This is a genomic window from Polyangiaceae bacterium, assembly GCA_020633205.1.
Classification (GTDB): domain Bacteria; phylum Myxococcota_A; class Polyangia; order Polyangiales; family Polyangiaceae; genus JAHBVY01.
The window spans coordinates 544,072-569,992 of the sequence record JACKEB010000014.1; the positions used below are offsets into that span (position 1 = coordinate 544,072).

Consider the following 25,921-nt stretch of genomic DNA (forward strand, 5'->3'; position numbering starts at 1 on the left):
TGCCGTACAGCATGTCCAAGCCCGATGTGGCACATTCGGGGGAGCCCATGAGTGATCTGATCGTCCCCTTCCTCTACGAACTCCGGAACAAGCGCTTGAAGGTGGGCACCCAGGAGGCCGTGCAGCTCGCTCGAGCGATGCGCCTTGGGTTGCACAACCACACTCTGGATGGGTTCTACTACTTGGCGCGCTCGCTGATGGTGCACAACGAGGCGGATCTGGATCGCTTCGACGAGGCGTTCCTCGCGCACTTCAAGGGCATCGTGGTGGAGACCCAAGAGCTGATCAATCAGCTCGAGGAGTGGCTGAAGGATCCGAAGATCCTCGAGACGTTGACCGACGAGCAACGCGAGGCACTGCAGGAGCTGTCCAGCGAAGAGCTTCAGCGCATGCTGGAGGACCGCCTGCGAGAGCAGAAGAAGCGCCACGAGGGTGGGAGCAAGTGGATCGGCACTGGGGGCACGAGCCCGTTTGGAACCGGCGGTCAGCATCCGTCCGGAATCAGCATGCGCGCTCAAGGCCAGAAGGGGCACGGCGGTAAGGGCGCGATGGGCATGGCGGACGCACGTAAGTACCGTCCGTATCGCTCGGATCTAGTGCTCGACGTGCGGCAAATCGAAGTCGCTCTGCGCAAGCTCAAGAACTACAGCCGTGAAGGGCTGGAGGAAGAGCTCGACATGGAGGCTACCATCGACGCCACCGCCAAGAACTTTGGCGAGCTGGAGATCGTGCTCAGGCGGCCCAAGAAGAGCAACGTGCGCGTGCTCTTGCTGATGGACGTGGGCGGGTCGATGGACCCATTTGCTCAGACGGTGAGTCAGCTCTTCAGCGCGGCGAAGCGCGCGTCCAACTTCCGCGAGGTGAAGGCGTATTACTTCCACAACGCGGTGTACGGGCGCGTCTTCAGCACGGAGAACCTGATGGACCCCATCGCGCTGCCGGATCTGCTAGATACGCTAAATTCCCGGTGGAAAGTGATCCTGGTTGGCGATGCGGCGATGGCTCCGGGGGAATTGCTTGGCTCGGGACCCTGGGGGTCGCCTTACGGCCTGAACACGTTTGGTGAAGGCCCGACGGGGCTCGACTGGTTCGCGCACATCGCGGACAAATTCGATCACTCCGTGTGGCTGAATCCGGATCCACCTCGCTACTGGGGCGGCGGTACGTGCAAGGCAATCGGCGCTGTGTTTCCCATGTTCCACCTCACCCTAGAGGGGCTAACGGAGGCCATGGCGCGCTTGTCCAAGGGTGCCGTCGTAGCGTCCCATCACCACACCGTAGGCCGCTAAGCTAGCCAGGCCGCGGAGCGCGCATCCAGCAAGCTGATTAGGGTGCGGATGGCGCAGGCGGGGCAGCATCGCTGGCGGCGGGCGCGGATGGCTCAGCTGGGATAACGGTGCCCGGTAAGATGGGTGTCGGCGGGATCGGGCTCAGGCCCTGGGGTACCGGCACTTGCTTCTCGTGCTCGCGAACGTGCTTCGCGATCGCCTCTACCGGTTTGCTGAGGTCGATGTCCTGGAAGAAGTAAGGGCCGGGGCGTTCGTTGGTCGCGGTGAGCGAGTAACGCTCTGACTGAGCCATCGTACCAACCTGCACACCTAGCTGGACTTGGGTAACGAAGAGCGCGTTTGGACGTACGACTTCGACGCGGATGGCGTTGTCCGCGACGCGAATGCCTCGCACTTTCCAGCCTTCGCCGAGGTCGTCGCCGCGCTTGAGGCCAAGGAGTGCGGCCGCATCCGCTGGAGGGTCGCCACGGTTTTCCGTGGGGAACCAGTGGTCGAGTAGGAGGAGATTGAACTCGTCCTTGGTCATCTGCGTGACGCTTGGCGCCGGCGCCGCTTGCTCGGAGCCGGGCTTCACCTTCATGAGCAGGAAGATCACGGCAACGCCCACCACGACTGCCAGAGCCAGTCGGAGGGGGACTTTCGAGTCGTTCGGGGTCGGGCCTTGCTTGGCTTCGCTCAAATCACTTCACCAGCTGCTGCAGATGCTTGGTGTTGTCTAGCAGCTCCTTGAGCGCAACGTCCTGACGACGCGCGGCTTCTTCGATCTGGGTGGCTGCGGCGAGCGCTGCTTCTGAACCGCGTGCCTGCTGGCGGTGAGAGACGTTCAGCTGGTTGACCATGTTGCTGATGTTCTCGATCGCCTGAGTGATCTGCCGCCCACCGCGGGTCTGCTCCTGGCTGGAACGCTCCACTTGCTGGCTGATCGTGCGCATCTTCTCGCCGCTCTTCATGATCAGTTCGGAGCCGCGTGCCTGCTGGGCGGTCGCTGCTGCGATCTGCTGCACCGTCTCTGCGATGCGGCCGATAGCGTCAGTGACCTGCTTGCTGCCCTTGGCCTGCTCGACAGTGGCGCGTGCGATGGCGCGCACCATGTTCGTGCTCTTCTGGGAGCTCTCAAGGATCTTCTTCAGTGCGCGCTCGGCCTCGTTGCTGACCTCGACGCCTCGATCAACGTTCTGCGCGCCGCGTTCCACCGCTTGAATTGCGTTCTTGCTCTCCGCCTGAATCGTCTTGATGAGATCGGCGATCTCCTTGGTGCTGGCACCAGCGCGCTCAGCGAGGTCCTTGATTTCATCCGCGACGACAGCAAAGCCCTTGCCGTGCTCGCCGGCCTGCGCGGCAATGATGGCCGCGTTGAGCGCCAGCAGGTTGGTCTGTTCGGCGACTTCGTCGATCACGTTGAGGATCTGACCGATCGCGTCGATGCGTGAACCGAGGTTCGAGATCACCGCCACAGCCTCCTGGCTGCTCTCTTTGATGCGGTAGATTTCGCCGATCGTCTTGAGGATCGACTCGGCGCCGCGCTCGGCGTCCTGAGCCACTTCTTCGGACAAGCGCGCCGTCTCGTTGGCGTTCGACTGCACTTGATCGATGGACACGTCCATCTCGTTCATGCTCGAGCTGGTTTCCTCAGCGGTGAGCGAGAGTGCGTCGACGTTCTTGGCGACCTCCTTGATGGAGTACGCCATCTCTTCGATCGAGGCGACGGTCTCACGCACGCTCGCGCCAAGCTCGCCGATGTTCTCCGCGACTTCGTCGTTGGTCGCCGTCATCTCGAGGATACTCGAGCTGCTCTCTTCGGCGCTGCCCGCCAGCACCTCCACGTGCTGGGCGATCTCGCGGAGGTTCGAGGTCACTTCCTTGATGTGTGCTCCGGCTTGCTCGGAACTGTCGAGCTGGTGAACCACACCCTCTGACAGCATGTTCACGGCTTCGGCGAGAGCTTGCGCGGCGGTCTGTGCCTCTTGCACCCGGCGGCTCCAAGAGGCGTGCTCGTCCTGCAACACGGCGAGCTCTGCCTGGAGCTCCTCGAGCTCTTCGGGGTTCGCGGCGGGAGCTTTCCGCAGGGATTCAATTTCCGCGTCGCGCTCCGTCAGCGCGCGGTTCTGCCGCTCGATTTGCTTCTGCAGGTCCCGGGTCTTTTCATCCGTGCCGGATTCCAGCTCCTTCACTCGGTCTTTCGCGTCGCTGATCGTCTCGACCAGCGTGCCAAGCTCCTCGTAGAGCGCCGCCACGGCATCCGGTGCGCCCTCAGGCGCGCTCACGGATTTGCCCATGCCAGCGCGCCGGATCGCGTTGCGAATGCCATCGAGCTTCGGTCCGCCCGCCGCTCCGCTGAACAGCAACGCCGCAACACCACCTGCTCCAGCGATCACCGCTGCGGTCATGGCGTTGTCCTTGCCCACGAGGACGCCGATCACGGCGGCGATTACCACCAACAAAAGTCCGAGAAGCTGGCGCTGAGAGAGTGTCATGTGGCGAGTTGCTGACGATTGAGGGAGGCCGTGTCGCCCTCGATGGCTCCGATGGGCTGCCCTATGGGCACTGGCAATGTCGACGGTTCCAGGCGAAGCGCACTTAAGTCACGCGATCGCGGCTAGGCTCAAGGGACGGACAGAGTATTGGGCCCCCTGCTGGCAAACAAGAATCTTGGAGCGAGGGAGAATTTCAGCGACTTCGCGAAACCGTAGCGAACTCCGGGTGGGGGCGCAGATGTACAGTGGTGCTACTTGAAGTCGCGCGTCGATGGCGGCGCTTCTGACAAGAGTGGCGGACCGCCGACGGGCAGTGTCACGCGAAAGCACGCTCCTCCCCCAACACGGTCCTCGTAGGCGATGTCCCCTCCATGTTCCACCACGATGCGCTGAACGATGGCGAGACCAAGTCCGGTGCCGTGGGGCTTGGTCGTGACGTATGGCTCGAACAAGCGGGCTTGAACGTCCGTGGAGATGCCGGGCCCGTTGTCCTCGACGCGAATCTCGATCTCCGTGCTGTCGACCGGCTTGAGGCTAACCCGGACTTCCGGATTGGCGACCTCGCGACACGCGTCGATGGCGTTCTGCAGCAGGTTCGTGACGACTTGCACCATCTGGTCGGCGTCCGCTTGGACTTCGGGACAGGGCTCGAACCCGAAGCTGACCTTTGCTCCCGTGTTCTCGTGCAGCATCACCACCTTGCGGATGCTCTCCACCAAGTTCAGCGGAGCCGGGTTGGGTGCGGGGAGACGCGCGAAGCGCGTGAACTCGGAGACGATGGTGTTGATCCGGCGGACCTCGTCGAGGACGGTTCGCGTGGCTTCATCGAAGTACTCGTCGAACGCCTCGTCGTTGCGCGCGCGCAGCCGACGCAGCGTTTCTACGGCTGCGCGAATGGGCGCGAGGGGATTCTTGATTTCGTGAGCGACCTGGCGCGCGATTTCTCTCCGTGCGGCAATGCGCTCCGTCGCCGCGAGACGCTTTCGCAGCGCTGCGAGGTCCAAGATGGCCTTGTTGAAGGAATCGGCGAGCTCTCGGAGCTCCCTCCCCCCCCGACCCCGAACCGGTTGGGGATTTCCGACGACCACGACTCGCGCTTGCTCCGAGAGATCCGCGATGGGGCGCGCCAGACCGCGTGCCATCAACATCGAAAGCAGGAGCGCGATGCCCAGGGTGACACCACCGATTGCGAGGATGGTGCCGTCCAGATGCTTCAGTGCTTCGAGCAGCGGCACCCGCGACTTGGTGGCGATCAGCGTGATCCCGCCAAGCTCCTCGACTTGTAGGCGCTCGACCATTTGATCGCTTGGGACCTTCGAGCTGGAAGCCACGCGCAGTTGGACGCCATGGGAGCGACCGACGTCTTCCAGCAGGCGGTCCAGATGGCGTGCTGCGTAGATGCCAATCCAAACCTTGCCCAAGCGTCGAGTGCAGTGGGCCTCGACGGCTAGCGGTTCGCCCTTCCCACCGCGAACGCCCGCTGCCTGGCTTGGCTTGGCGATGCGTGAGGCGAGCTTTGGGTCCGTCGCGCCCACCACCAGATTGGGATGTACCGCTCCGAGGATTTCGCCCTCGCTGGTGATCAGCACGAGCTCATCGACACGCAAGGCCTTGCGCATGTCCGGCACGCGCAGACTCGCCGCGAGTCGCCTTCCGGAGTCGAGGCGCCCGGTCGATAAGTCGATCAGGGTGCTATCCAGCGTCGGGTCGTGGCGACAGATTGGCTCGACCATCTCCGGCAAGCTCGTGATGTCGGTGCTGAGCTGCTCGTTTAGCCGCGAGACGGCTTCCTTGAACTGCTCGCGGAAGCGCTCTTCTTCAGTGCTGCGCCAGGCTTCGCGCACGCCGAGGCCGACTGCAGCGGTCACTGCAATCGTGAGCACGGCGATGGCGAGCATCAGGCGCTGCGCGAGAGTCACAGGGGCATCCTACGCTAACGCGCCTGGTCGACGCAGGATTCCGCCTTCTCGTTGCGCGACGCACGACGCGCTTCTACGGTGCCCGGCGTGAGCCAGCGCTTCAATAATCGAGCTTCGCTCTTAGCCCTGTTCTTCGCCCTTGGCTGCGGCGGCGCCAACCAAGAGCACACCGAGCTTCCGCGTAGACCCAAGGGCGCGCTGTCGAAGGACAAGCCGGGGACCAACGTCGAGGTTCAAGGACTGCGTTCCCACGTCTTCGCGAAAGTGCCGGGCGGCACCATGGGGCCGTACGTCGGTTCCAGGAGTGAAGGGAGCATGGCGATCTGGGCGGCCCACAAGGAGTCGGGCACCGCCTGGTTCAGTCAGGCATTGGATCCCCGAGGTCAACCTCGTGGCAAGGTGCACGAGCTTGGGGCTGCGGCCGGCGAAATCGGTTTGGCGACGGTGAGGCCCGTCGGCGAAGCAAAGGCCGGGGGCAACCTGAAGGCCAAAGGCTTCGTGATGCTCTATAGCGAGAAGAGCGCTGCGGAGGAGACAATCAATCTGCTCGCGGTCGGGCCGGGTGGTGAGCTCGCGAGTGGCCCCATGGCGCTGACACGCGCAGCGGACAGCGTGCTTTGGCTCAGCTCCGTGCCGACCAAGCGGGGCGCCTTGGCCCTGTGGGCGGTGCGTGGATCCGGCAAGGCGGAGCTGTGGGCGGCTGACTTGTCTGATACCTCGGGGAAACAGGGCGCGGTCTTCAGCAAGACGGCGCGCGCCTGGCAGGCCGTACCCTTCTCAGGAGGTGCAGCCGTTGCGTGGATCGAGGCTGGCAGCGCTGCTGGTAGCAACGGTCCGGTGATGTTGGCCTTCCTCGACGAGCAGGGGACCGTAAAAGGCAAGCCGCTGCAGGTCAGTGGAACTGCGAGCGCGCAGCTCGATCTCGACCTTACCGTCAGCGCCAATGGTCTGGTGATTGGTTGGTCCGACAGCAAGAACCTCGAGCCGCGAGTGCAGCTGGCGTTGGTCGACGCTCAGGGCAAGCTGTTGGCTGGCCCCGTGGCGAACTTGCCGGGCGCCGGGGAACAAGCGCTAGTGGACTTGCTCGCGCCCGCTCAAGGTCTCGGCACTGCGTATGCCGTTTGGGAGACTCCAGGGCTCAGCAGTGAGCGCGATCGCTGGCTGGAAGTCGCGAGCCTCACCAGTGACCTCAAACCTGACAAGCGCGCCAAGCTGCGGGTGGTGGGCGCTGACACCACACCGGAGCTCGTGGCCACGAATGCTGGCATCGCGGCGTTGACCCTCGCCGAAAACTGCCCTGAGGAAGTGGAGTCCTGCGACGATGCGGACCTACTGCCGACGTTCGTGCGCCTCGATAGCAAGCTCGAGGTAGTGGCGAGCGAGCCGCTCAAGACCAACGAGTTGCCGAAAGGCATCAACATCGCGTGGGGCTTGTCTTGTCCCCGAGAGAGCTGCTTCGCCCTGGCCGCCGACAACCAAAACCCAGCGCAGCTCTTCAGTGTGGAGCTTGCTCCAACTGGGACTGCCTACCGGGCCGCGGCGGAAGCGTGGACCCCTGAGTCTCCCCCACGCCTCGAGACCAACCAAGCGCTCGCCATCAGCGACCCGCTCAGCGACGTTGCCGCGGTGAAACAAGGCTCAGGGTCGCTGGTGGCTTGGCTCACCTTCTTCGACCCGACGACGCCTTACACGCGGCGCACCACTCCGGCTCCCGACGGCCGCTTCGATCCGGTGCGCGCCCTGCTGAAGGTGCGGAGCGTGGCCAGCGACGGCACTCCGGGCGCTGTGGAGACGATTTCCTACCGCGCGCGGTCGATGGGTGGTGTCGCGCTCAGTGCAGGCGATCCAAAGGGCAACGACGCGCTGCTCGTTTGGAGCGCGCTTGACAACAAGGTGCCGCAAGTCTTCCTCACGCTGCTCGGCGCAGGCGGCAAGAAGACGAAGCAACAAATGCTGACAAGGGCGCCCGGGGAAGTCAGCGATGTCGGCGCAGGGTTCGTTCCCGATTCGGCCCTGGGAGCCGGAGGCTGGATTGTTGGTTGGGTAGACGAGCGCCATGGGGATCCGGAAGTCTACGCGGCGCGCATTGGCAAGGGCCTGCAGCGCATCGGGCCTGATCGCCGTGTGACGTCGGTCACCGGCGCCGCTACGGATGTGCGTGTATTGCCGCGCGGAGATAAAGCGTGGCTGGTGTGGTCGGAGGCTCGAGATAGCGCCGCGGCTGGCGTTGCGGACATCTTCGTCGCCACGCTGAAGAGCGCCACCGCTGAGCCGCTACCGGGACAGCGAGCGCTGGCGAAGACGAAGGGTCACTCCCACTCTCCAGCGGTGGCGCTCGCTGGCGAAAAGCCAGTCGTGGCGTGGCTGGAAGAAGGCGCCGAGGCCGGTGTACGGGTCGCGGTGCTGAGCGACTCAGGCGCGTCGGAACGCGATCCGTTGGTCATCGAGCTACCTGATGCCGCACGACCCACGTCGCTCAGCATCGAATGTGATGGGCAGCTCTGTCATGGCGTGGTCAGCGCTGCGCGTGGCGCCGCTTCGGAGCTCTACGGCTTCACCGTGCGACCGCCGACCGCCGTCGTGAAGGTGCGCCGCTTGGCGCGCCTCGAAGGGCCGAGCGAGCAAACCGCCGCGCCTGCGCTGCAGGGCAACGGTTTGTTCTTCGCGGATCAGCGCGAGGGACGCGGCTTCTTGCGGCTGGCGGAAGTCACCTGGTAGCCGTCAGCTTGGTCTCCGCTGGTTTTGCCACGGAGCCGCGGCCGTCGCCGGGGAGCTGCGGCCTTCAGGGCTTTGGGTGCGCCAGGAGCCAGTCCACTAGGGCGCGGCGGTAGTCGTCGGTGAAGTTCGGGATGTGGCCCACGGCGTTCATCTTCCAGAGCTCCACGGCGCCGCCCGCGGGGCACTCGGTGTACTCGAGCTTGTCAGTCTCCATGCCTGCAACGCTGGCTTCGTAGTCTACGGGTTCACCAAATGGGGTGAGCGCGCCGGTACATCCGTTCTTTGCCGCCCAGGTCGCGACGCTGGCTTCAGCGCCGGGAACGCCGGGAACGGTGACGTAGGACACCGTTTGGTCGTCGGTGCCGTGCATCTGAAGCGCGCTCACCGGTGCGCTCGGTGCACACTTGGTCTCGTCGCTCCACATCTCGCCCGCAAGGCTCGCGATGCCGGCCACCAGATCTGCTCGATCGCAACCGAAGCGGTGTGACATGAAGCCCCCGTTGGAGTGACCGATCACGTAGACGCGCTTGTCGTCGACGTTGTAGCGCTGCTTGGCCTCATCGATCAGTCCGGCGATGTACCCCACGTCGTCCACGCCGGAGTTGCCGAAGTCGCAACACGCGTCCGTTGCGTTCCAGAAGCGCTTGCCATCGCCGCTAATGGTTCCGTCGGGATACAGATAGATGAAGGTCTTCTCCTCTGCGAGCGGCTTGAGCTTGAGCACGACGGCCTCTTCGGCGGCGCCGTTTGCGCCATAGCCGTGGAGCATCACGATCAGCGGAGTTGGCTCAGCAGGGTTGTAGCTCTCAGGGACGAACGGCGTCACCGGGCGGTCACCGCCCATGGGCGATGTGTCGACTCCACCCTCACCCCCAACCCCAGATCCAGAGCTGCCACCACTGCCGCCCGTCGTGGTCCCCGCGGTGCCGCCGCTTCCACCACTCGCAGCGCTGCCAGCGCTCCCGCCCGAGCCTGAGCTGCTTTCGCTGTCGGAGCCGCAAGCCACACCGCTGAGGCCGAGCAAGCAAACGGAAACCAGCGCGGCGCTCTTCGAGAGGCGGGCGAACTTCAGGACGCGAGAGGTCATGAGTCAGTCTATCGCAGCGGCCGCCGCGCGACGCCAGCCCGGTGACTGCTTTGGCGCTGCGAGCACCCTGGTCACCCGACTCCCGGCGACTGGTGCTTCAGGTTGACTCGGGTTCGCCGTCTTCGACCAGCCCGCGGAAGCGTTCGTTGAGCCAAGCTTCGAGTTCATCGAGGGGCGCCTCGAAGTCTGGAAGGCGCACGATGCGTCCGCCGACATCCCGCGCTAGGGCGTCGAATTCCTCGGGATCGAAGGCATACGTGGTCTCGTTCATCACGATCGCCCAGGGCCGCAGCGTAGCGGCCGCGGTCGTCAGTTGTTCGACGAGGCACTCTTCGATATGGCCGTTCAGCGCGCGCAAGGCCGCCGCGCGACAGATCCGCAGGCGCGGCCCCTCGATACCGCACGCGAGGACGATGCGTTGGCGTACCTGACGAACAGTCTTCACACCGACGGGCATGGCTCGGACCAGCTTCTCGGTAACTCGCAGGGGAGGCAAGGGAAACGCGCTGCGGGTCGGGCTACGGCGCCTCCTGAGCAGCAGTGCGAAAGCTGCAGGTTGCTTTGACGGTGTGGCTGATACGCCCCACTCAGATCTCGACCGAGTGGCTTGGATGCGTTGAGGCCGCCGGCTATCCTCAACGGATCGTGGCGAAATCAGACGACGCGGCGGAGTCGAAGCAAGGCAAGGACCTCGAGCCTGTCGGCGACGACGCAGTGAAGAGTAAGCGCGCGCTCGATGAGTCCCAGCTGAGAGCCAAGAAGCACAACTCCATCATCCCAACCGCGCAGATCGAGCTCGGGCCAAGCAGCCTGCATGAGCCGGAGGAGCTGAAACCAGCATCCCAGGCGCCGGTAATCAAAGGCTTCGAGTCCGCCCCGCCGGCAAGCACCCGCGTGCCTGAGTCCGTCGCGCGCCTGTCAGAACGCGGTGGTTCGCTGAGCGACAGCGATCGCTGGACGGCAGCGGGTGCACTGAAGAAAGCGGTGGCAGAAGGCGATGAAGCCGCCGTCGATGCGGCGCTGGCGAACCTGCCGGAAGTGGCGAAGCTGGCCTATCGCATCGCCGAGGTCTACTCCGTGGCAACCACCGGCTTCTCGGGGCCCCTTTTGTATGCACGGGGCGGCGGCGCCGTGGAAGCACTACTGCTCGAGTTCGAAGCCGCCGCGAAGAAGAAGTAGCCAAGAGGTCGACGGGTAATTCCCCAGGGAATCGACCGCGCCGCTCCAAGAACTGCAGCCGCTTCAAAAACGGCAGCCGCTGCGAGACCGCAGCTTCAGGACTCCAGCAGCTCCAAGACGCGCTCCGGGGGGCGACCGATGCGCGCCTTGTCGTCGACCACCAGCACGGGACGCTCGAGGATGCTGGGATCCTTGACCAACGCGGCTACGATTTGTGCCTTGCTGGCGGTCTTGGAGAGCCCGAGCTTCTTGTATCCAGGCTCTTTGCTGCGCAGCACGTCGTGCGGTTTGAAGTCGGCGTCTCCCGCGCTCAGCGCCTTCAGCAACGCCTCGACCACGGCTTTGCTCGGCGCTTGCTTGAGGTACTCGCGTACTTGAATCGCATCGGCACCTAGGCGGTCAGACAAGAGCTGCAAAGCCTCACGGCTCTTGGAACAGCGGGGATTGTGCCACAACGTCACGCTCTGCTTCGACATGGCGCGGATACTGACACAGCCTTCGACCTCTAACGGTGAAGACTTGCGCGGCCTCGCAACCTGGTGCAAGGGGAGGCAACCTTTCTAGTGCCAAGCCTTTCTTACAGCCAGGCAGGAACGCCCAACCGCGTCGAAGCTCTGCGCCCCAGGTGGGTTCAGCGCCCCTCGTGGGTTCAGCGCCCGCGCGTGCGCCGAATGCGCGGTGTTGGGGCCGTGTTCGGCTTGGTTTGGGGGTTAGGGGTCACGTCACCTCACGTCGCCTTGGCGGCAGCGCCGACCAAGCCGGAGAGCTCCGAGCCGCAATATTCCCCGTGGCAATCCAAGAAGGCGACACCGTTTGCCTCTCTGGCGACGGATGTCGGCGTGGTCTACGCGCGGCCGCGCTTGACTCTTGGCTACGGTGCCCCGTTTTGGAACTTCGTGGGCATCGACGCGTACTGGCTGGTGACGAACAGCTTCACGTCGCCCTACGTGGGCTGGCGAGCGAGCCTGCCGTTTCTCGATACGTTCTTCGGGGTGCGTCGCACGATCCCCTTCGACCGCCGCTTCTTGCGCAAGCAGGAGAAGTACGCCGACACGGACCTCGGGCTCGAGAACGGCGGGGAGCGTAGCAGCTACACTGCGGTCGATTTCGAACTCAACTTGGCTGCACCCGTCGCCCACGGCGGTGCGTTCCTTGGGGTGCACCCGGTGTTGATCGACGTACCCCGAGACACCTACGTCTACGAAGAGGTGCTGCGCGTGGTGATGCGCCCTCCGTTCGCGATGGGCCTTCGCGGGGGCTATGTTTACGGTTTTGGCGAGAGCCAAGACGTGCAACTCGGCGCGCTGGCGGAGTATGTGGTCGTGCCCGGAAGGCCCCGTGGCGTGACTCGCGGCGGTCCACTTTTCCACGTGAACTTCAGCAAGCACCTCGAGGGCTTCGCTGCGTTTTCCTTCGTACTGGACTCGCCCGATGCGCTTGGAGTCGTGGACGGCACCTACGCATTCCTCGGTCTCTTGCATCGCTGGGCGCAGCGCTTCTAGCTGCCGCTGAGCATATCCGCAGGGATAATCTAGAGATTCGCCTTGGCGCTCGAGGCAGGCACCAAGCCTTTGCACTTCTGATCGCGGTCTGCCGTCAGGCGCGCTTTGTCCTCTGGCTTGGCGTCGATCACCTTCAGCTGGGCTTCGGTGCACAGGTTGTTCTTCTTGAGCTGGTCGCTCAAGTCGCTGACCATTCGCACGCGGATTTCTGCGAGCTTTTCCTTTGCGGCGGTGCCGCTCGCGCCGCCTTTGTCCATCGCGGCTTCGCAGGATTTCGCCGCTTCTTCTAGCTTGCCCTGTTTCTCGAGCTCGAGGCAGCGCTCGTAATCGCCCCTCGCGGCGTCACAACCCACGCTCAGGAGAGCGGCGATCACGCCTCCCCCGATACCTGCCCAGCGTCGAATCATGGCGGCCTTATAGCAGCCCGACGTAGTAATGCATCGCCTTGGTTCTGCCTAGCGCAGGCTAAGCGCAGCACGAGCAACGATGGACTCCACGGCGGCGCGGTAACCGTAGCTTTGAACCGACGGATCCACGTTCTGTTTGGCGCAGATGCTCGTCGTGACGCCCTGGTCACCCAGAGCTCGCAAGAGTTCGAGCTGGCGCACTCCCGGCGTGGCTCCCGCGCTGTGACGATCTCCGGTCGTCTTGCCAGTATCAGGGTCTACGCAAATCGGATCGCTGCTGATGCCGTAACACTCACAGCTCGTTGTGAGGCAGGGGTCAGGCTCGGGCAGCGGCGAAAGGCAAGCGTACTGCAGCGCTTGGCCTTCGGTGTCGTAGTCGTAGCCGTTTGGGTAGGCGAATCCGTCATCCTGACTGCGGATCCCCTGACCGGTGCGCGGGGTAATGGACTCTCGCATCAATGGATCTCCAGCGGCCCCGCCTGCTGTCGGTAAGAGCTCGCTCCAGCGCTCCTGCATCTCGGCGGCAGTGGCGAACACAAGGGAGCCTTTGGTGGTGAGGCTAGATGGCCGGGCGAGATCCTGCCACGGCACACCCACCAGGGCGGCGAACACGACATCCTCTGGGCGGCGCGTGGGCCCCGAGGTTGACTCGAAAATAGGATTGGGGAGTCGTTCCCCGTATTCATCCTTGATCGTGGCCTCTTGGAATGCCGCGCGGTAACGATCGATGGGGTAGAGAAAGTCGACGCCAAAGCGCCGTTTTTGGTCGAAGCAACGCAGGTTCGGTGGATCCTGGATATCGTCGAGGCGGGGCGAGTCGCATCCGGGTGCAGGGCTAGGACAGCCTGCAGGCGGAGACTGCCCGCACGAATGGCAGCATGGGTCATTCGGATCCTTGTCACACGCAGCGGAGGGCGGGGGGAGCGTGACTTGATCGCCTAGCGAATCGATCGACTGCAGCCCGAGCCAGTACTGGTTGAGCGTTGGCACAGAGCAGTCGTTCTCGTTGCTGAGCATGACTACCAGCAGCAGCGAGTCTTCTCTGAGAAACACCCGCCGCTGCTCCAGCAGCTCGTCGTCGACGCCGACTCCGACCGCGCAGCCATTGGAGGTGTCACCGTCGAAGCACGGCCCACGCTCGCTGCTGCGGCTGGGGTGTGAATCCGCTAGGAAACGATACGGCGCTTCGAGGCTCGCCTCGTAGCCGCAGCCGCGGGAGCCAACCGCCAACACCTGCTTGCGGGTTTCGTCCAAGACGGCGCCGAGGTTCGCGGAGCCCGCCGGCGCCTGTCGTGCTTCGGGATCCCAGGAGACTAGACCAAGGCCCCGATAGCCAGCTGTGCCGTCATAACGCTCGAGGCTCGCAAGGAGATGGGCGTGATCGTTCTGAGCTGGCTCCCAGGTTGGCCAGTTTGGAGAGCAGCTATCCGAACCTGCGCCGCCCAGGCTGGTGGTGATCACTCCAATGTGCAAGTCCCGAACGGGCGGGAGTTCCCGCTCGAGCCCATCTGGGCAGGCCGCGGTCGGGTCCGCCAAGGTGATGCGCTGATCCGCGCTCACGCAGTCGGGGTTGACGAGCCGGTGCACCAGCAGCGGAGCGGCGTCGGCGAAGGTCGCCTGGAACGGGTCCATGCCATAGGAGTTGTCGACGACGAAGAGCAAGTCGACCTTGGTCGGTGTCGCTGCCGTGGGGGCGGCGTCGGAGTCAGCCCCCGCGTCGGTATTCGCGCAACTCGCCGGGTCGCCCTCACAGCCAAGTAGCGTGCGGCCGCATCCAGCCGTTCCGAGTAGCGCGCCCACCATCAACCAAGTCAACCTGCGTGCAAGCATGATCCTAGCGTCTTACCCGCTGGGCGTTTCCGACCTTCCTGCGCCTTGCAGGCGTTGAACCCCTCATACAGAACGACGTTCCCGACCGCGTGGAACCAGCCCAGTGCAATCGGGCGACTGGAGTGTCAGCTCAAGCGGCCGCGACGGCCCGCGGTTTGCGGGCATCGATCAGAAACAGCAGCGCGAAGACCAGGAAAAAGGCCATGGAACTCAGCTGATAGAAGGTGAGCCCCCAGAGCACGCGCGGTTCTGGGCGCAAGAGCTCGGTCGCGATACGCCACAGCATGTACGCCATCAGGTAGAGCTTGATGAGCTGCATACGGAACAAGCCGCGTCGGGCGGCGAGGAGAAGCAACACTGCGGCCGTGGCGTGAAACGCGAACTCATACAGCTGCGTCGGATGCCGAGGCAGCCCATCCTGAAACCGCACCGCCCAGGGCAGGTCGGTGGGGCCTCCGAAGCAGCAGCCAGCGTGGAAGCAGCCAAGTCGGCCGATGGCAATGCTTGCGGCCACCGGTGCGGCGAAGGCATCCCCTGTCTTGTGACGCACGCCTGCTACCAGCTTGGCCACCTCCACTCCGAGGTATCCCCCCGCCAGGCCCCAGGTGATGGTTCGCCCATCCTTCAGCCAGGCGCTGCCGTCTACCAAGCTCTGCCAGTCCGAAAGCGCGTAAGGCAGCTTGGCGAAGAAGGTGCTCCCAATGATTGCCCCGAGGAAAAGCGCAAGGCGTTGTAGCCGCGTCTCGTGGGGCCCCCGTGGAAGAGCTCGCCGGACCAGCACGCCCACGACGAGGGCCGTCCCCATCAGTCCGAGATAGATCCAGTCCATCAGTCCGAGCTGGTGCGCTGAGTGAGCTGGATGAGTTGCGACTCCAGCTCGGGCAGAGCTGCATGCCCCGGCCGATACAGCACGTTGTAAGCGCAGAACGGGATCACGTGGCCGCTTGGCAAGACGTGATGCGTGCAGCACTTCATCACTCTTCGCAAATCGAAGTTGTACACATCGAGGAACGACGTGATGGCGATACGGAAGACGCGCTCGGGAGACAGCGTCTCGTTCAGCGCGGCGCCGAAGAAGTCGACCACCGCCTTCGCGTCTTGCGCCCCGACTTGACTTAGCTGTCGTTGACCGAGGGCTGTGGCGAGCCACGACTCCACCGTGGCGCAGTCCCCAGCACTGCAGCCCTCTGCGCGCAGGTACTCTTCCACGAGCTGCCTCGCGCGGGGTCGATCGAAGGCGATGCCGTTGGCGAGCAGGTCCTTGTGCTTCTGCGCGTCGATGAAGCGCAGGAGGGGGTACAGGCGTTCTCCATCCCGATAGGCGTAGCTCAGCGTGTGGCAATTGGGATGCGCGCACGGCAACGGCATGAAATCGGTTTCCCGGAACAACCCAGCGGTTTGCTCGGCGATCCCTTTCACGACGTCTGGGAAAGTGACTCTTCGCTCGAGCGTCTCCGGGAGTTCGCTGCGTCCGCTGTAGGTCGCCGGCTGGAAGCTCACGCCGCCGATATTCGGGCGCTTCACCGCGTAGTCGATCAGCGCGCCGAGCTGGTTGTCATTGATTCCAGGTTGCAGCGTGGCGACCAACGTCACGCGCACGTCGTGCGCCGCCAGGAGGTCGAGCGCCTCGAGTTTTTCCGCGAGGATGTCGGCGCCACGCAGGCTCTCGGTAGCCTTGGCCTCCAGGCTGTCGAGCTGAAAGTAGACCTCGAATCGACGCTCGTAGCGCGCCACGTGCTCCACCAGCTTCGGGTCGCGCGCGAACCTGAGGCCGTTGGTGTTGACCATCACGTGCTGGACGTTGCGCTCGTACGCATACGCCAGGACCTGCTCGAAGTCTGGATGCAGCGTGGGTTCGCCTCCAGAGAGCTGAAGGATTTCCGCCTGACCTTCAGCGGCGACGAGGCGATCGATGGCGCGCTTCACGTCTTCCAGGGACTCATGGGCGCCGCCCGGCGCGCTACTCGCGTAACACATCGGGCACCGCAGGTTGCAACCCTGCGTTAGCTCCACCAGTCCGATGCAGGTGTGCTGTTCATGCTCGGTACAGAGGCCGCAGTCATAGGGGCAGCCACGCTTCGGCGAGATGCCAAAGCCTGCGGGGATCTTCCCCGGGACAGCAAACTCGAGACGGTCGTAGTAGTCGACGTCCGAGCAAATGAAGTCCTCGCGCGCTCCGTGCTCAGGGCAGTGCTTTTGAAAGTAGACGCGTTTGCCCCGCGTGATGATCTTCGCGGAAACGACGCGATGGCAGTCGGGGCACAAGCTCTGAGTGAGGCCCAAGAAGCTGTAGTCGCGGAGTTTCATCAGGGCAGGCTCGCGAAGCAAATGATTGCGAAGATGACCACCGCGGCCACCAGGAGCATCAACACGACTGCAGTCACCACCAGAAACACAGTGACGCCGATCGCCAGGCCCTTGATGACCTTGTCTCCTGGGCGGTCACCGCGGCCCTGAACCGCACCGTCGAGGTTCCTTGGGTAGGCGTCAGCTCCAGCTTGAGCGGAGGCCAATGTCGGGGCGGCTGCTGCACCCAGCGCAGACGCTGACGCTTGCGCGGACGCGCGGGCAGCAGCCTCAGCTGCGTCGGCTTCAGCCGACGCCGCGTCGGAGCGCCAAAAATCGAGCCTGCCTACCCAGGCGATGCGTGCCAGCACGACGGAGACCGGGAGCACCAGCACACCGTACGGAACCAGAAGCCCGGGTGCTATCGCCCACAGCTGCGCGCCAACGAGCAACAACACTAGGCTCGCCAGGATCACTATCACGAGCCAGGTGCGATCGCGCTTGGCGACAGCCGGAGTTGCCGCAACGCCGACCCTCGGCAGCGAACCCTTGCAGAGCCAGCAGCGGGTGGCGCCCACGGCCACCGTGGTTTGGCAGTGCGGGCACGGGTAGGTCGCGCTCACGACTCTTCCCCCGAATCAGCCATAGGGAGGTCAGCCGGAAAGGTCGAGTTGGGCGCGCTGTCTACGGCGGCGAACAGTCGCTCTGCCGCGTTGATCAGGACGATCAACACACCGGAGAGAATCACCACTGCGAGTCCGAAGATCAGCTGGTGGTAGCGGGGGACCGCAAGCGCCGGACGCAAAACCGCCGTGTGCCACAAGAGGACGCCGTAGCAGACCAGCGTACCCGCGCCGGTACACGCGATCAGACGCTGGCTGAAACGCGTCGCGCTCAGAGCGAGCACTAAGAAGAAGCCGATCAACATCGGGCTCTTTGGCCCGTCGAGGACCGCTAGCACGGCGGTCATCATCGCAAGATCGATGCTGGTGGTCAGGTACTTGAGCCAGATCGGGAAGTAGCGCAACCGCATCACGACGACCGTCAGCAGTGCCGCGCCGACCCAGCTGCCAACCAGAGCGGTTACCATCGCATGCATGTCCCGGCCGACGACAGAAGGCATGCCGAGGGCGCGCGACCCGTGGTGATTGATGATCTCGATGACGTAGAACGCCAGCACCGCCGACGCGCGCGCCAGATTTGCGAAAGATTCCCCGCGGAATTCTTGCTTGCGCTTGGCGATCTGCCAACGATTCGGGAGCATGGGCGCTTCTGAGGTTAGAGCGCCGCGGCGCTGGCCTTGGCTTTGTTTGCCAGGGCGACGGCGCCTTGGGCCGCCGCCACCTGCTCGGCTCGAGCGAACTCGCTTCGAGCGCTGTTCATGTCTCCCCGCGCCTTCATCAGCTCTCCGTGCAGGCGATGTAGCTCCGACTCGAAGAGCCGCTCGTCTGAGGCCTCCACGTAGTCGAAGGTCGAGCCCAGCGTGTTCTGCGCGGCATCCACGTCTCCGCGTGCGAGCTCTGAAGCCGCCAGCCCGCCGTTGAAGTAGGTCATTGCGGCGCGAGTTCCGATGGCCATCAGCGCGCTAATTCCCATCCGGATATCTTCGACGCCGGACTCCGGGTTCCCGAGCCCGGACACCGCCCACCCTCGGTTGACCTGACCTTGAGCCGCCCAATGCGGCATGCCTTGTTCGTTGCCGAGGCGTATCACTGTCTCCGAGTGTTCCTTCGCCTTGCTGAATTCGTCAACCAAGCAGAAGTGAGTGGCCAAAACGCATTCCACGAAGCCTCGAGTGCTCGGTTGGCCGAGCTGCTCAGAAAGCTGGAGTGCTTGGTTCACGCGCTGCTTGGCCTTTTCCGTGTGTCCGTCGTGGGCGTGCACCCAGGTGAGGAAGCTTGCGCACATCGCACCCGCGTCCTGCCCGAAGAGCAGCGCCAGCTCGGCGTGTTGTTGTGGGTCGTATAGCTCCAGGCCCGTTTCGAAGGCGCGTCGCGCGGGCGCGACCTCCCCGCGCATGAAGCGGGCAGCGCCCAGCGCGGTGTGCGCCGCGAGCCGGATCCCGCTCTTGTCCGAGCGCTCTGCGAGCTCGAGCAGCTCCTCTCCCATGCGCTGCGCTTTCGGGTAAACGCCGCTGACCTCGTAAAAGGTCCACAGCCCCCAGAGCGCCGGGAAGAGCTGGTCCGCTGCCGTGCCCGCGTTGCGCTGGCAGAGCTCGTACAGTTCCGCGTAGTGGGCTTCGACCTCCGGAGCCGCAAACCCTCGGGTGAGCATCAATGGTGCGCCGAGAGTCACGCGTAGAGAAAGCCGCAGCGGGTCATTGTCGGCGCTGACATCGGTCGCCAGCAGTGCCAACCCCCGCTCGAGGTGGTTGATCGACTCGGCGAGTGCGAATTCACGCAGGGCGCGCTGAGCTGCGTCGTGCCACAGCAGAGCGGCTTGACTGGTGTTGCCTGCTTCCGTGTGGTGATGCGCCAATACGGGAGGGGGCGTCTCGGTGAAGCGATTCGAGAGTAGCTGCGCGATGCGGCCGTGATACTCGCGCCGCGTGCGGCGAGTGAGCGACTGGTACGCCGCGTCCTGAATCAACGCGTGTTTGAAGGTGTAAATCGCCTGATTGCCTTCCCCACGCCGATACAACAGCTCGGCGCTGGTGAGGCGAGCCAGTTCGTGTTCGAGCTCTTGCGGGTCGAGCTCCAAGAGCTCCTGCATCAGCTGAAACGGAAACTCTCTACCGACGCTCGCGCCGACTTGAACGATCGTCTTCGCTGGTGCCAAGCGATCCAGGCGAGCCATCAGGGAGTCCTGCAGCGTCGCCGGGATCGCGACCTGGGCCCGCAGCGCATCGCTGTTCCCGGCTTCGGTCACCATCTTCGTCAGCTCTTCCACGAAGAGCGGGTTGCCGTCCGCGCGTCGCACGATCTGCTCCAGGAGCTCAGCTGGTAGCGGAGCATCTGCGATGCGCTTCACGAGCTCCATCACCTGGTCGCTGGGGAGGCGGTTCAGCTGGATCGACGTATCCACGTTCCAAGGCACAGCGAACTGTGGACGCGTCGTCATCAACAGCAGGAGCGGGCGCGTGTGGATCCGTTCTGCGACTTGGGCCAAGAGCTCGAGGGTCGAGTGATCCGTCCAGTGCAGATCTTCGACGCAGATGAGCGTTGGCTTGTCCTCGGCGAGTCGAAACAGGAACGCGCACAAACCCTCGAGGATGCGCGCTCGACGGACTTGGGGAGGCAGAGCGTTCAGCGGACCCTCAGTCTCGTCGCCGAGGAGGCTCCGCAGCACCTGACCGTGTTCGGTGTTGAGCCGGAACTCTTGCGTCAGTGCATCGACGATGGCCTGCGGTGCCTCGGAGTCGATGTGCGGAGCGGCCTGTCGTATCAGCTCTCCAACCGGGTGGAGTGCAGTATCCGCGTGGTAACTGGAGGATCGAGTCTGCAGCCAGCGATGGGGCCGGTCTCCCAGGCGCGCCCGGAAGGCGCGGATCAATGCTGACTTGCCGATCCCCGCGTCGCCGACGACGCAGACGGTGCGTCCACCCCCTCTGGACACTTCCTCGAAGCGCACGCTCAGGGTCGAGAGCTCCGCATCACGACCCAGGAAGGCGCCGTTCGCCGCGCCGGGTTCCCACTCGTCGATACGACTGCGGGTAAAGCCCATCACGCGGTGGAGCTCGAGTTCCAACCCCGCGTCGACCTTGCGTCGCCCGCAGCTCTCCAGGTCGAATACGTTGCGCATCAGACGTACGCTGTCGCCGCTCACGAGTACGCTGTCTGGTGGGGCGTGAGACTGAATCCGCGCGGCAATGTTGGGTGTCTCGCCGACCGCGAGCTGTTCTGTGGCGTGGACACCGCCCACGGTCCCCACCACCGTGGGACCGGTGTGAATTCCGATGCGTGCTGAAACTGAAATCCCGTGGTCCCGATGAAGCTTGCTTTGGTTGAGCTGTGTCAGCTTTTGTAGGATTTCGAGCGCCGTGCGCACGGCGCGTTGCGGGTCGTCCTCGTGGGCGCTCGGATAGCCAAAGTACGCCAACACGCCGTCCCCCAAGTACTGAGCGACGTGACCTTCGTAGTGCTGGATCACCTCTTCGCAAACCGCCTGATATCCGCGAATCACTTCGCGCAAGTCTTCAGGGTCTAGCTGGGAGGAGAGCTGGGTCGAGCCGACCAAGTCGCAGAACATCACCGTGAGCTGACGCCGTTCGGCCTCGGGTGCGCGAAGTGAGGTTGGCGACCCTTCGCTCTTGCCTTTGACGCTGGGTGGAGCGCTGGAGGAGTGAGGTTCGATCTCGCTCACTCGATCGCTGCGCGCACTGGCTCCCAGCTTCTCCCCGCACTCGTTGCAGAACTTCGCTTTGGGAGGGTTGGCGAAGCCGCAGCTCGCACACGGGCGAGGCATCGCGTCGCCGCACTCGTTGCAGAACTTCGCTGTTTCCGGGTTCTCAGTTCCGCACTTGCCACATTCCATGAGCAATCCTCCAGCGCCGCCTCAGAGGCCGCTCATCAAATCAGGCAACCGTCGGTCACGGATCGAAGCTTCCTGAACAGCAGAAAACGGCGCAGCGAACAGCGCCGCGTCCTGCTGCCTCGAGCGAAAATACTCGAAGATGAAGCGCATGCGCTGGGAAAGTTGGGCCCAGTCTTTGGCCGCGGTGCCTTGGGCCACCGGCGTCACGTTGGCCAACCAGACCAATGTGCGGTTCAGCCAACCTTCGAAGCGATCTCGTGTCCCCAGCCCAAGCTCTCGCGCGTCGTAGGCGCCGTACTGGCGCATGACAGCAACCAGCTCGTCATTCTCGAGCCGCTCCAAGTCAATTGGCCATAGACCCATACCCGGCGCCGCGGGGATGTCTTCGCCGAGACGCAGCGTGCCGTTTGGCAGGGGCATGGTCATCAAGAGCTCCGTGGACAGCTCGCGAGCGATATTGAGCAAGTCGTCGGTGATCGGACTCAGCAGGCGGTCGAGGATGACATGGGCGCGACCGAGGACGCGTTCGTCCAGGCGCTGCGCGAGCGAGCGATGGTTCGTGGCGTAGACGAACTCCTTCACCGGGACCTCCAAGGAGCCTTGGATATACGTTTGGAGTCTGGTCTGTTCGTGAAGGCCGCCTTGAGCGTTTGCGAGCAGCAACTGTTCAGCCTTACGGTTAGGGTCCGATTCGAACATCGCCTCGTAGTAGTGACTCATCGACTCTCTCAGCAGGCTCTGACCACCACGCTGCACGCTCTCGAGGCCACCGGGTGTGCGGCGTACGTCGTCTGGTAGCGTGGGCCCAGGGTCGAAGCGCTCCAAGAAGCGCTGGAGCTTTGCGTCGTCTCGGGTGCGGTCTCCACCAAACGTCTGGATGAAGCCGGCGAATGCACCGCCCAGCTCCGCGAACACGATCTTGTTGCCCGTGCGGATGTACGCGGCGATCTCATGGATCACATCGTCCGCTGCCCCGAGGAAACCGGCGTGGTCCTCTTCCAGCTTCGCTGCTGGGTCCACCTGGCGAAGCGCGCGCTGGAGTTCCGCCTTGCGATCCATCAGGTTGTTGCGGCACTCGTGGATGACCTGCTCGCGCGGGTTCCGCTGATAGGCGCTCTTGTGCTCGGCGCGCTCGATGAGCGTGCGTAGTGCTTTGGGCACCTCGTCTTCACGGATGAACGTGCCAGCCGTCTTGGAGGCCCAGGTGGCGTAGGTGCACCAGTTGAGGTTCCTCCGCCCCACGAGGTTGCCGAGCTCGCTCGAGATGTCTGCGTAGGTCTGGGTGATCAGGAGGTTCCGCAGGACGGGCTGGTCGTCCATGTCCGCGATGGCGCGGACGTCGTCGGGAGTGATGCGCGGCATACTGCGGCGGATGTTAGTGGCACTTGCTCTTCCCTAGGAGGATTTCGGTGCACTGCTCACTTCCCCGGCAGACCTGCCTTTTCCGCGACGGTTGCTCCTCAGGCCGCTGTCGCGCTCTCGGCTGGGGCGGCGCGATTCACCGCCTGTTCGATACCGCGCAGGGCGTCGTCTCCAATGCGCTGGAACATCAGGGCCAACATCGGGCTTCCCAGCCTGAAGAAGCCCTTGAAGTCGAGTTGAGCGCTGTAGCTCACGCGGGTGCCACCCCGCGCTTCCTCGAATCCGATCGAGTCTTGGTAGCGAAAGGACGAAGTCTCGCCACGTAACGTCAGTCGGTTCGGCGCTTGGAACTCGACGATTTCGTAAGGCAGATCGGGAACCGGAAAGCGATTCGTCAGCAAGAAGCGACTGCCGAGTCCGATTGGTGGCGGAGTGAGCAGGTCCGCGCGTTGGACCAGCGGATCCCATTCGGCGGTGTGGCGGAAGTCGCTCACGAACGCGAACGCGAAGCTCGGCGTGCACTTCAAGATCACCTTGCGCTGATAGCGAGCCATCGGCGCCGAGTATGTGCGGTGCGGACTCAGGACGCTAGCCGTGCCAGGTGCGGCGGATGCCAGCCGCCGAAGCGCTGCTCGAGTTCCAACGCTGCAGCGATGGTTTGGTGGTCCTTCAGCGGTGCGCCAATCACCTGCACGCCGAGCGGTAGACCTTGGCTGTCCAAGCCGAGCGGGACTTGGGTCGCTGGGAGTTCGAGGACGTTGATGATTGCCATGTACGACCACGGCATGTGCAGCCGCGTCGCCCATCGCGCTGGCAGCTTGTGGGGCGGCGCCGTCACCGAATACGAGGGATACAGCAAGAGTCCATCGTCGCCGAGCAGTGACTCGACCTCTTGTCGGAGTTGCAGCCCAAGCTCGATCATCCGTTCTGCCAGCCCCGGCAGCTTGCGAGGCAGCGGGTCCGTTAGCGCCAAGGCTGTGGCCATCCAGGTGTGCTTCGAGCGCCCCAGCGTCCACTTCAGCATCTCCAGGAGTGGATTGATCGGTTCGCCGTCCCCGAGCAGGGTACCAAACGGCACCTCAGTGGCGACGCCCATCATCGCAGACCAGATGTCGAATTGTTTCCGTAGGGCAGGGAGCTTGATCTCCCGGAGCTGCATGCCGAGGCTCTTCAGGTGATCCGCTGCACGCGCCTGTGCGCGGCGAAGTTCGTCAGAGACAGGCAAATTCCCGCTATCTTCGATGGAGAAGAGCGTGCGCCCGGTGAACTCCACAGCCGCTGGATCTCCCAGGCTGTCCCGAGATACCCACTCGGGGTGCTCGTCGTCTGGGCCGGCCATCAAGCGCAACAGCGGCATCAGATCCTCCGCTCGTCGGCACATGGGACCCGTGCACAAGTAGCGGCGCATGGCGCCGTGGGCGTTGGGGTACTGTCCGGTGTTGGGCACCAGCCCGCCGGTCGGCTTGTGACCGAAGATACCGTTGAAGAATGCCGGTCCGCGGATCGAGCCGCCCACGTCAGAGCCGAGACCAAACGGCGAAGCGCCGGAGGCGATCACCGCTCCCTCACCCCCTGAACTCCCGCCGACGATGCGGCCGACGTCGTAGGGATTGTTGGTGCGACCGTAGACGTTGTTCACCGACTCCATCCACATGCAGAGCTCGCTGGTGTTGGTCACGCCGAGGGGTATCGCCCCTGCCGCGCGGATACGTGAAACAGCGGTCGCGTCAGCCTCCGCGATCACGTCGCGCCGCGCGACCAGGCCGGAGCTCTGAGGCATGCCCGTGAAAGCAAAGCACTCTTTAATGGTGCACGGCACGCCGTGAAACGGCGGCAACTCCTCGCCGCTTTGCACCTTGAGATCCGCCGTCTCCGCTTCTTGGCGCGCGGCTTCGTAGCGCTTCTTCACGACCGCGTTGGTCTGCGGGTTGGTGCGTTCGATCTGCTCGATATGAAGCTCGACAGCTTCCCTCGAAGTCAGGGTGCGAGAGCGGATACGTGCGGCAAGCTCCGATGCGGACGCGAGGCGGGGGTCGGTCATTGGACGCGGGAGATTGACCCGACGCGGCCCCCTGCTCAAGCGCCCACGGTGCCAACTCAAGGGTTTTTGGGGGTGAGGGTGCAGCTCAGGCTAGCGACGGGTGGCGGTGTAGAGGTCGTGCCCTTCCGTCGCCCCATTTTCGCTGCGCGCGTAGATGATCGTGCAAAGGTCCGGCGAGAGGGCTGGCTCTGTGTCGTCCAAGACCCCATCGCTGATTTCGATTGGCTTCGCCTGTCCGACCTGCTTTCCGTCGTTGCCCATCAGCGTCCAATAGAGGTCCTTCGGCACGCCGTCGGTACTGGAGGGACACGACGCGTCTTCCGACAGCGGCTGCGCCGAGAAGAGCAGCATATTGCCCGCTTTACCGGCCCATGGCGTCAGGTCGCGACCTTGTGCATGACAGCCGTCTTCGAGCACGAGCGGCACGAACGCGATGTTGAACACGATGCCAGGCTGCGCGGTGTGAAGGTGCGGACCACCCGCTTGTCCCGTCACCAGGCGATCGCTCATCCACCAGACGCGCCCCCCACCAACCGCGATGCTGTGGTCCAGCGTCGACACGCCGCCGCCAGCGACCTGATTGAGGCTTCCCAAATCGCTCAGCTGCCCGTTGTCATCCACGCCAACCAGCTTGCGGGTGCCGTTCATGACCTTTTTATCGAACGCCGCGCTGAACTGCAAGCCCTCGCCATCGATGCCGCGCGGAATGTAGCCGCTGCCACTCGTGTACTGCACGTTGGGCGCCCCGCTGTATGGCGGCGAGATGTTCACGATCGAGTAGTCACCGTCACCGTTGCCCCGAGCGAACCACAGCGTTCCGTCGTCCGCGATGCGGGGGAAGCGCTCGTCAACGCCCGTGGAGTTATTGAGCGGCAAGCGCGTCGGTGCGCCAAAACGCAGTCGCCCACCAATCGTCGAACAGCTCACGCACATGCTGGTGTCTTCGTCACAGTACTGCCCGGCGCCGCACTCCATGGCGCAGCCCATCGTGCCTCCGCTGCCTGCCATCCCGGCGGTGCCACCGGTGGCAGGTCCGCCACCGTTGCCTCCAGGAAACGAACCGGCGCTCCCACCAGCGCCGCCGGGAGCACTCCCCGCGCTCCCACCGACACCTCCGGCTGAGCTGCCGCCAGCTGAGCTGCCCCCTGCGGAGCTGCCACCAGCCGAGCTGCCACCAGCCGAGCTGCCACCAGCCGAGCTGCCACCGGCTGATTTACCCGCCGTGCCGCCGCTGTCACCTGCGCTGCTGAACTCTGAACCACCGCACCCAACGACTAGCGCCCCCGCGAGGACGCCTCCGACCAAGCCAAGCCACTTCATTCAATGAAGCGTCCACCGGGTCGGAGGTCTGCGC

Annotated in this window: 21 protein-coding genes; 4 read left to right on the forward strand and 17 right to left on the reverse strand. The window is 64.2% G+C overall.

Going from position 1 to position 25,921, the window contains the following annotated elements; genetic code table 11:
• Window positions 1-56 precede the first annotated feature (56 nt).
• On the forward strand, window positions 57-1,289 hold the full coding sequence (locus H6718_22400) for a VWA domain-containing protein (GenBank protein ID MCB9588176.1): 1,233 nt from the start codon (window positions 57-59) through the stop codon (window positions 1,287-1,289).
• A gap of 37 nt (window positions 1,290-1,326) precedes the next feature.
• Here H6718_22400 and H6718_22405 read toward each other — a convergent pair whose 3' ends face one another.
• The 3 genes from H6718_22405 to H6718_22415 all read right to left on the reverse strand — a co-directional run bounded on the left by H6718_22405 (window position 1,327) and on the right by H6718_22415 (window position 5,682).
• Entirely contained in the window at window positions 1,327-1,968 is a 642-nt protein-coding gene (locus tag H6718_22405) for a hypothetical protein (protein MCB9588177.1), read from the reverse strand.
• A 1-nt stretch (window position 1,969) separates the two neighbouring features.
• Entirely contained in the window at window positions 1,970-3,763 is a 1,794-nt protein-coding gene (locus H6718_22410; protein ID MCB9588178.1) for a chemotaxis protein, read from the reverse strand.
• Window positions 3,764-4,014: 251 nt separating this feature from the next.
• The gene (locus H6718_22415) at window positions 4,015-5,682 is read right to left on the reverse strand and encodes a GHKL domain-containing protein (protein ID MCB9588179.1); all 1,668 of its coding nucleotides are present in this window, start codon (window positions 5,680-5,682) and stop codon (window positions 4,015-4,017) included.
• Between the two features lie 87 nt (window positions 5,683-5,769).
• Between H6718_22415 and H6718_22420 the strand changes: the two genes are divergently transcribed.
• Window positions 5,770-8,400: a hypothetical protein gene (locus tag H6718_22420; protein MCB9588180.1), complete on the forward strand. Its 2,631-nt coding sequence runs from the start codon at window positions 5,770-5,772 to the stop codon at window positions 8,398-8,400.
• Window positions 8,401-8,464: 64 nt separating this feature from the next.
• Here the strand turns inward: H6718_22420 and H6718_22425 are convergent, their stop codons facing one another.
• Window positions 8,465-9,487 carry a hypothetical protein gene (locus H6718_22425; protein ID MCB9588181.1) on the reverse strand — a complete coding sequence of 341 codons (1,023 nt, stop codon included), beginning with the start codon at window positions 9,485-9,487 and terminating at the stop codon, window positions 8,465-8,467.
• A gap of 97 nt (window positions 9,488-9,584) precedes the next feature.
• Window positions 9,585-9,944 (reverse strand): hypothetical protein, encoded by a 360-nt coding sequence (locus H6718_22430; protein MCB9588182.1) that lies wholly within the window; start codon window positions 9,942-9,944, stop codon window positions 9,585-9,587.
• Window positions 9,945-10,132: 188 nt separating this feature from the next.
• On the opposite strand from H6718_22430, the gene H6718_22435 reads away from it, so the two are divergent.
• On the forward strand, window positions 10,133-10,666 hold the full coding sequence (locus H6718_22435) for a hypothetical protein (protein ID MCB9588183.1): 534 nt from the start codon (window positions 10,133-10,135) through the stop codon (window positions 10,664-10,666).
• A gap of 95 nt (window positions 10,667-10,761) precedes the next feature.
• On the opposite strand, the gene arsC is transcribed toward H6718_22435, so the two are convergent.
• Window positions 10,762-11,142 carry an arsenate reductase (glutaredoxin) gene (arsC, locus tag H6718_22440; GenBank protein MCB9588184.1) on the reverse strand — a complete coding sequence of 127 codons (381 nt, stop codon included), beginning with the start codon at window positions 11,140-11,142 and terminating at the stop codon, window positions 10,762-10,764.
• Window positions 11,143-11,328: 186 nt separating this feature from the next.
• Here arsC and H6718_22445 point away from each other — a divergent pair, with 186 nt between their 5' ends.
• Entirely contained in the window at window positions 11,329-12,168 is an 840-nt protein-coding gene (locus H6718_22445; protein MCB9588185.1) for a hypothetical protein, read from the forward strand.
• A 29-nt stretch (window positions 12,169-12,197) separates the two neighbouring features.
• Here H6718_22445 and H6718_22450 read toward each other — a convergent pair whose 3' ends face one another.
• The 11 genes from H6718_22450 to H6718_22500 form a co-directional block, all read right to left on the reverse strand.
• Window positions 12,198-12,575, reverse strand: coding sequence for a hypothetical protein (locus H6718_22450; GenBank protein MCB9588186.1), 378 nt, complete (start codon window positions 12,573-12,575; stop codon window positions 12,198-12,200).
• 48 nt (window positions 12,576-12,623) lie between these two features.
• Window positions 12,624-14,405 carry a hypothetical protein gene (locus tag H6718_22455; GenBank protein ID MCB9588187.1) on the reverse strand — a complete coding sequence of 594 codons (1,782 nt, stop codon included), beginning with the start codon at window positions 14,403-14,405 and terminating at the stop codon, window positions 12,624-12,626.
• A gap of 130 nt (window positions 14,406-14,535) precedes the next feature.
• Complete coding sequence (locus H6718_22460) at window positions 14,536-15,234, reverse strand: prolipoprotein diacylglyceryl transferase (GenBank protein ID MCB9588188.1); 699 nt, start codon at window positions 15,232-15,234, stop codon at window positions 14,536-14,538.
• Window positions 15,234-16,712, reverse strand: a complete 1,479-nt coding sequence (locus tag H6718_22465; protein MCB9588189.1) for a radical SAM protein — start codon at window positions 16,710-16,712, stop codon at window positions 15,234-15,236. The genes H6718_22460 and H6718_22465 overlap by 1 nt, the downstream gene beginning before the upstream one ends.
• Window positions 16,712-17,314 (reverse strand): hypothetical protein, encoded by a 603-nt coding sequence (locus H6718_22470; GenBank protein ID MCB9588190.1) that lies wholly within the window; start codon window positions 17,312-17,314, stop codon window positions 16,712-16,714. The genes H6718_22465 and H6718_22470 overlap by 1 nt, the downstream gene beginning before the upstream one ends.
• Window positions 17,311-17,955, reverse strand: coding sequence for a hypothetical protein (locus tag H6718_22475; GenBank protein ID MCB9588191.1), 645 nt, complete (start codon window positions 17,953-17,955; stop codon window positions 17,311-17,313). The genes H6718_22470 and H6718_22475 overlap by 4 nt, the downstream gene beginning before the upstream one ends.
• A gap of 14 nt (window positions 17,956-17,969) precedes the next feature.
• Window positions 17,970-21,164, reverse strand: coding sequence for an AAA family ATPase (locus H6718_22480; GenBank protein ID MCB9588192.1), 3,195 nt, complete (start codon window positions 21,162-21,164; stop codon window positions 17,970-17,972).
• 21 nt (window positions 21,165-21,185) lie between these two features.
• Window positions 21,186-22,526, reverse strand: a complete 1,341-nt coding sequence (locus H6718_22485) for a hypothetical protein (GenBank protein ID MCB9588193.1) — start codon at window positions 22,524-22,526, stop codon at window positions 21,186-21,188.
• Window positions 22,527-22,624: 98 nt separating this feature from the next.
• Entirely contained in the window at window positions 22,625-23,080 is a 456-nt protein-coding gene (locus H6718_22490) for an SRPBCC family protein (protein MCB9588194.1), read from the reverse strand.
• Between the two features lie 26 nt (window positions 23,081-23,106).
• Window positions 23,107-24,567, reverse strand: coding sequence for an amidase (locus tag H6718_22495; GenBank protein ID MCB9588195.1), 1,461 nt, complete (start codon window positions 24,565-24,567; stop codon window positions 23,107-23,109).
• Between the two features lie 90 nt (window positions 24,568-24,657).
• A complete protein-coding gene (locus H6718_22500; GenBank protein MCB9588196.1) occupies window positions 24,658-25,887 on the reverse strand; it encodes a hypothetical protein in 1,230 nt (409 codons plus the stop codon).
• Between the last annotated feature and the right edge of the window lie 34 nt (window positions 25,888-25,921).

Bases quoted from the DNA above. Each gene is read 5' to 3' on its own strand.
- H6718_22410 (MCB9588178.1), bottom strand. From the start codon at position 3,763: ATGACACTCTCTCAGCGCCAGCTTCTCGGACTTTTGTTGGTGGTAATC.
- H6718_22425 (MCB9588181.1), bottom strand. From the start codon at position 9,487: ATGACCTCTCGCGTCCTGAAGTTCGCCCGCCTCTCGAAGAGCGCCGCG.
- H6718_22430 (MCB9588182.1), bottom strand. From the start codon at position 9,944: ATGCCCGTCGGTGTGAAGACTGTTCGTCAGGTACGCCAACGCATCGTC.
- arsC (MCB9588184.1), bottom strand. From the start codon at position 11,142: ATGTCGAAGCAGAGCGTGACGTTGTGGCACAATCCCCGCTGTTCCAAG.
- H6718_22450 (MCB9588186.1), bottom strand. From the start codon at position 12,575: ATGATTCGACGCTGGGCAGGTATCGGGGGAGGCGTGATCGCCGCTCTC.
- H6718_22455 (MCB9588187.1), bottom strand. From the start codon at position 14,405: ATGCTTGCACGCAGGTTGACTTGGTTGATGGTGGGCGCGCTACTCGGA.
- H6718_22460 (MCB9588188.1), bottom strand. From the start codon at position 15,234: ATGGACTGGATCTATCTCGGACTGATGGGGACGGCCCTCGTCGTGGGC.
- H6718_22465 (MCB9588189.1), bottom strand. From the start codon at position 16,712: ATGAAACTCCGCGACTACAGCTTCTTGGGCCTCACTCAGAGCTTGTGC.
- H6718_22475 (MCB9588191.1), bottom strand. From the start codon at position 17,955: ATGCTCCCGAATCGTTGGCAGATCGCCAAGCGCAAGCAAGAATTCCGC.
- H6718_22480 (MCB9588192.1), bottom strand. From the start codon at position 21,164: ATGGAATGTGGCAAGTGCGGAACTGAGAACCCGGAAACAGCGAAGTTC.
- H6718_22485 (MCB9588193.1), bottom strand. From the start codon at position 22,526: ATGCCGCGCATCACTCCCGACGACGTCCGCGCCATCGCGGACATGGAC.
- H6718_22490 (MCB9588194.1), bottom strand. From the start codon at position 23,080: ATGGCTCGCTATCAGCGCAAGGTGATCTTGAAGTGCACGCCGAGCTTC.
- H6718_22495 (MCB9588195.1), bottom strand. From the start codon at position 24,567: ATGACCGACCCCCGCCTCGCGTCCGCATCGGAGCTTGCCGCACGTATC.
- H6718_22500 (MCB9588196.1), bottom strand. From the start codon at position 25,887: ATGAAGTGGCTTGGCTTGGTCGGAGGCGTCCTCGCGGGGGCGCTAGTC.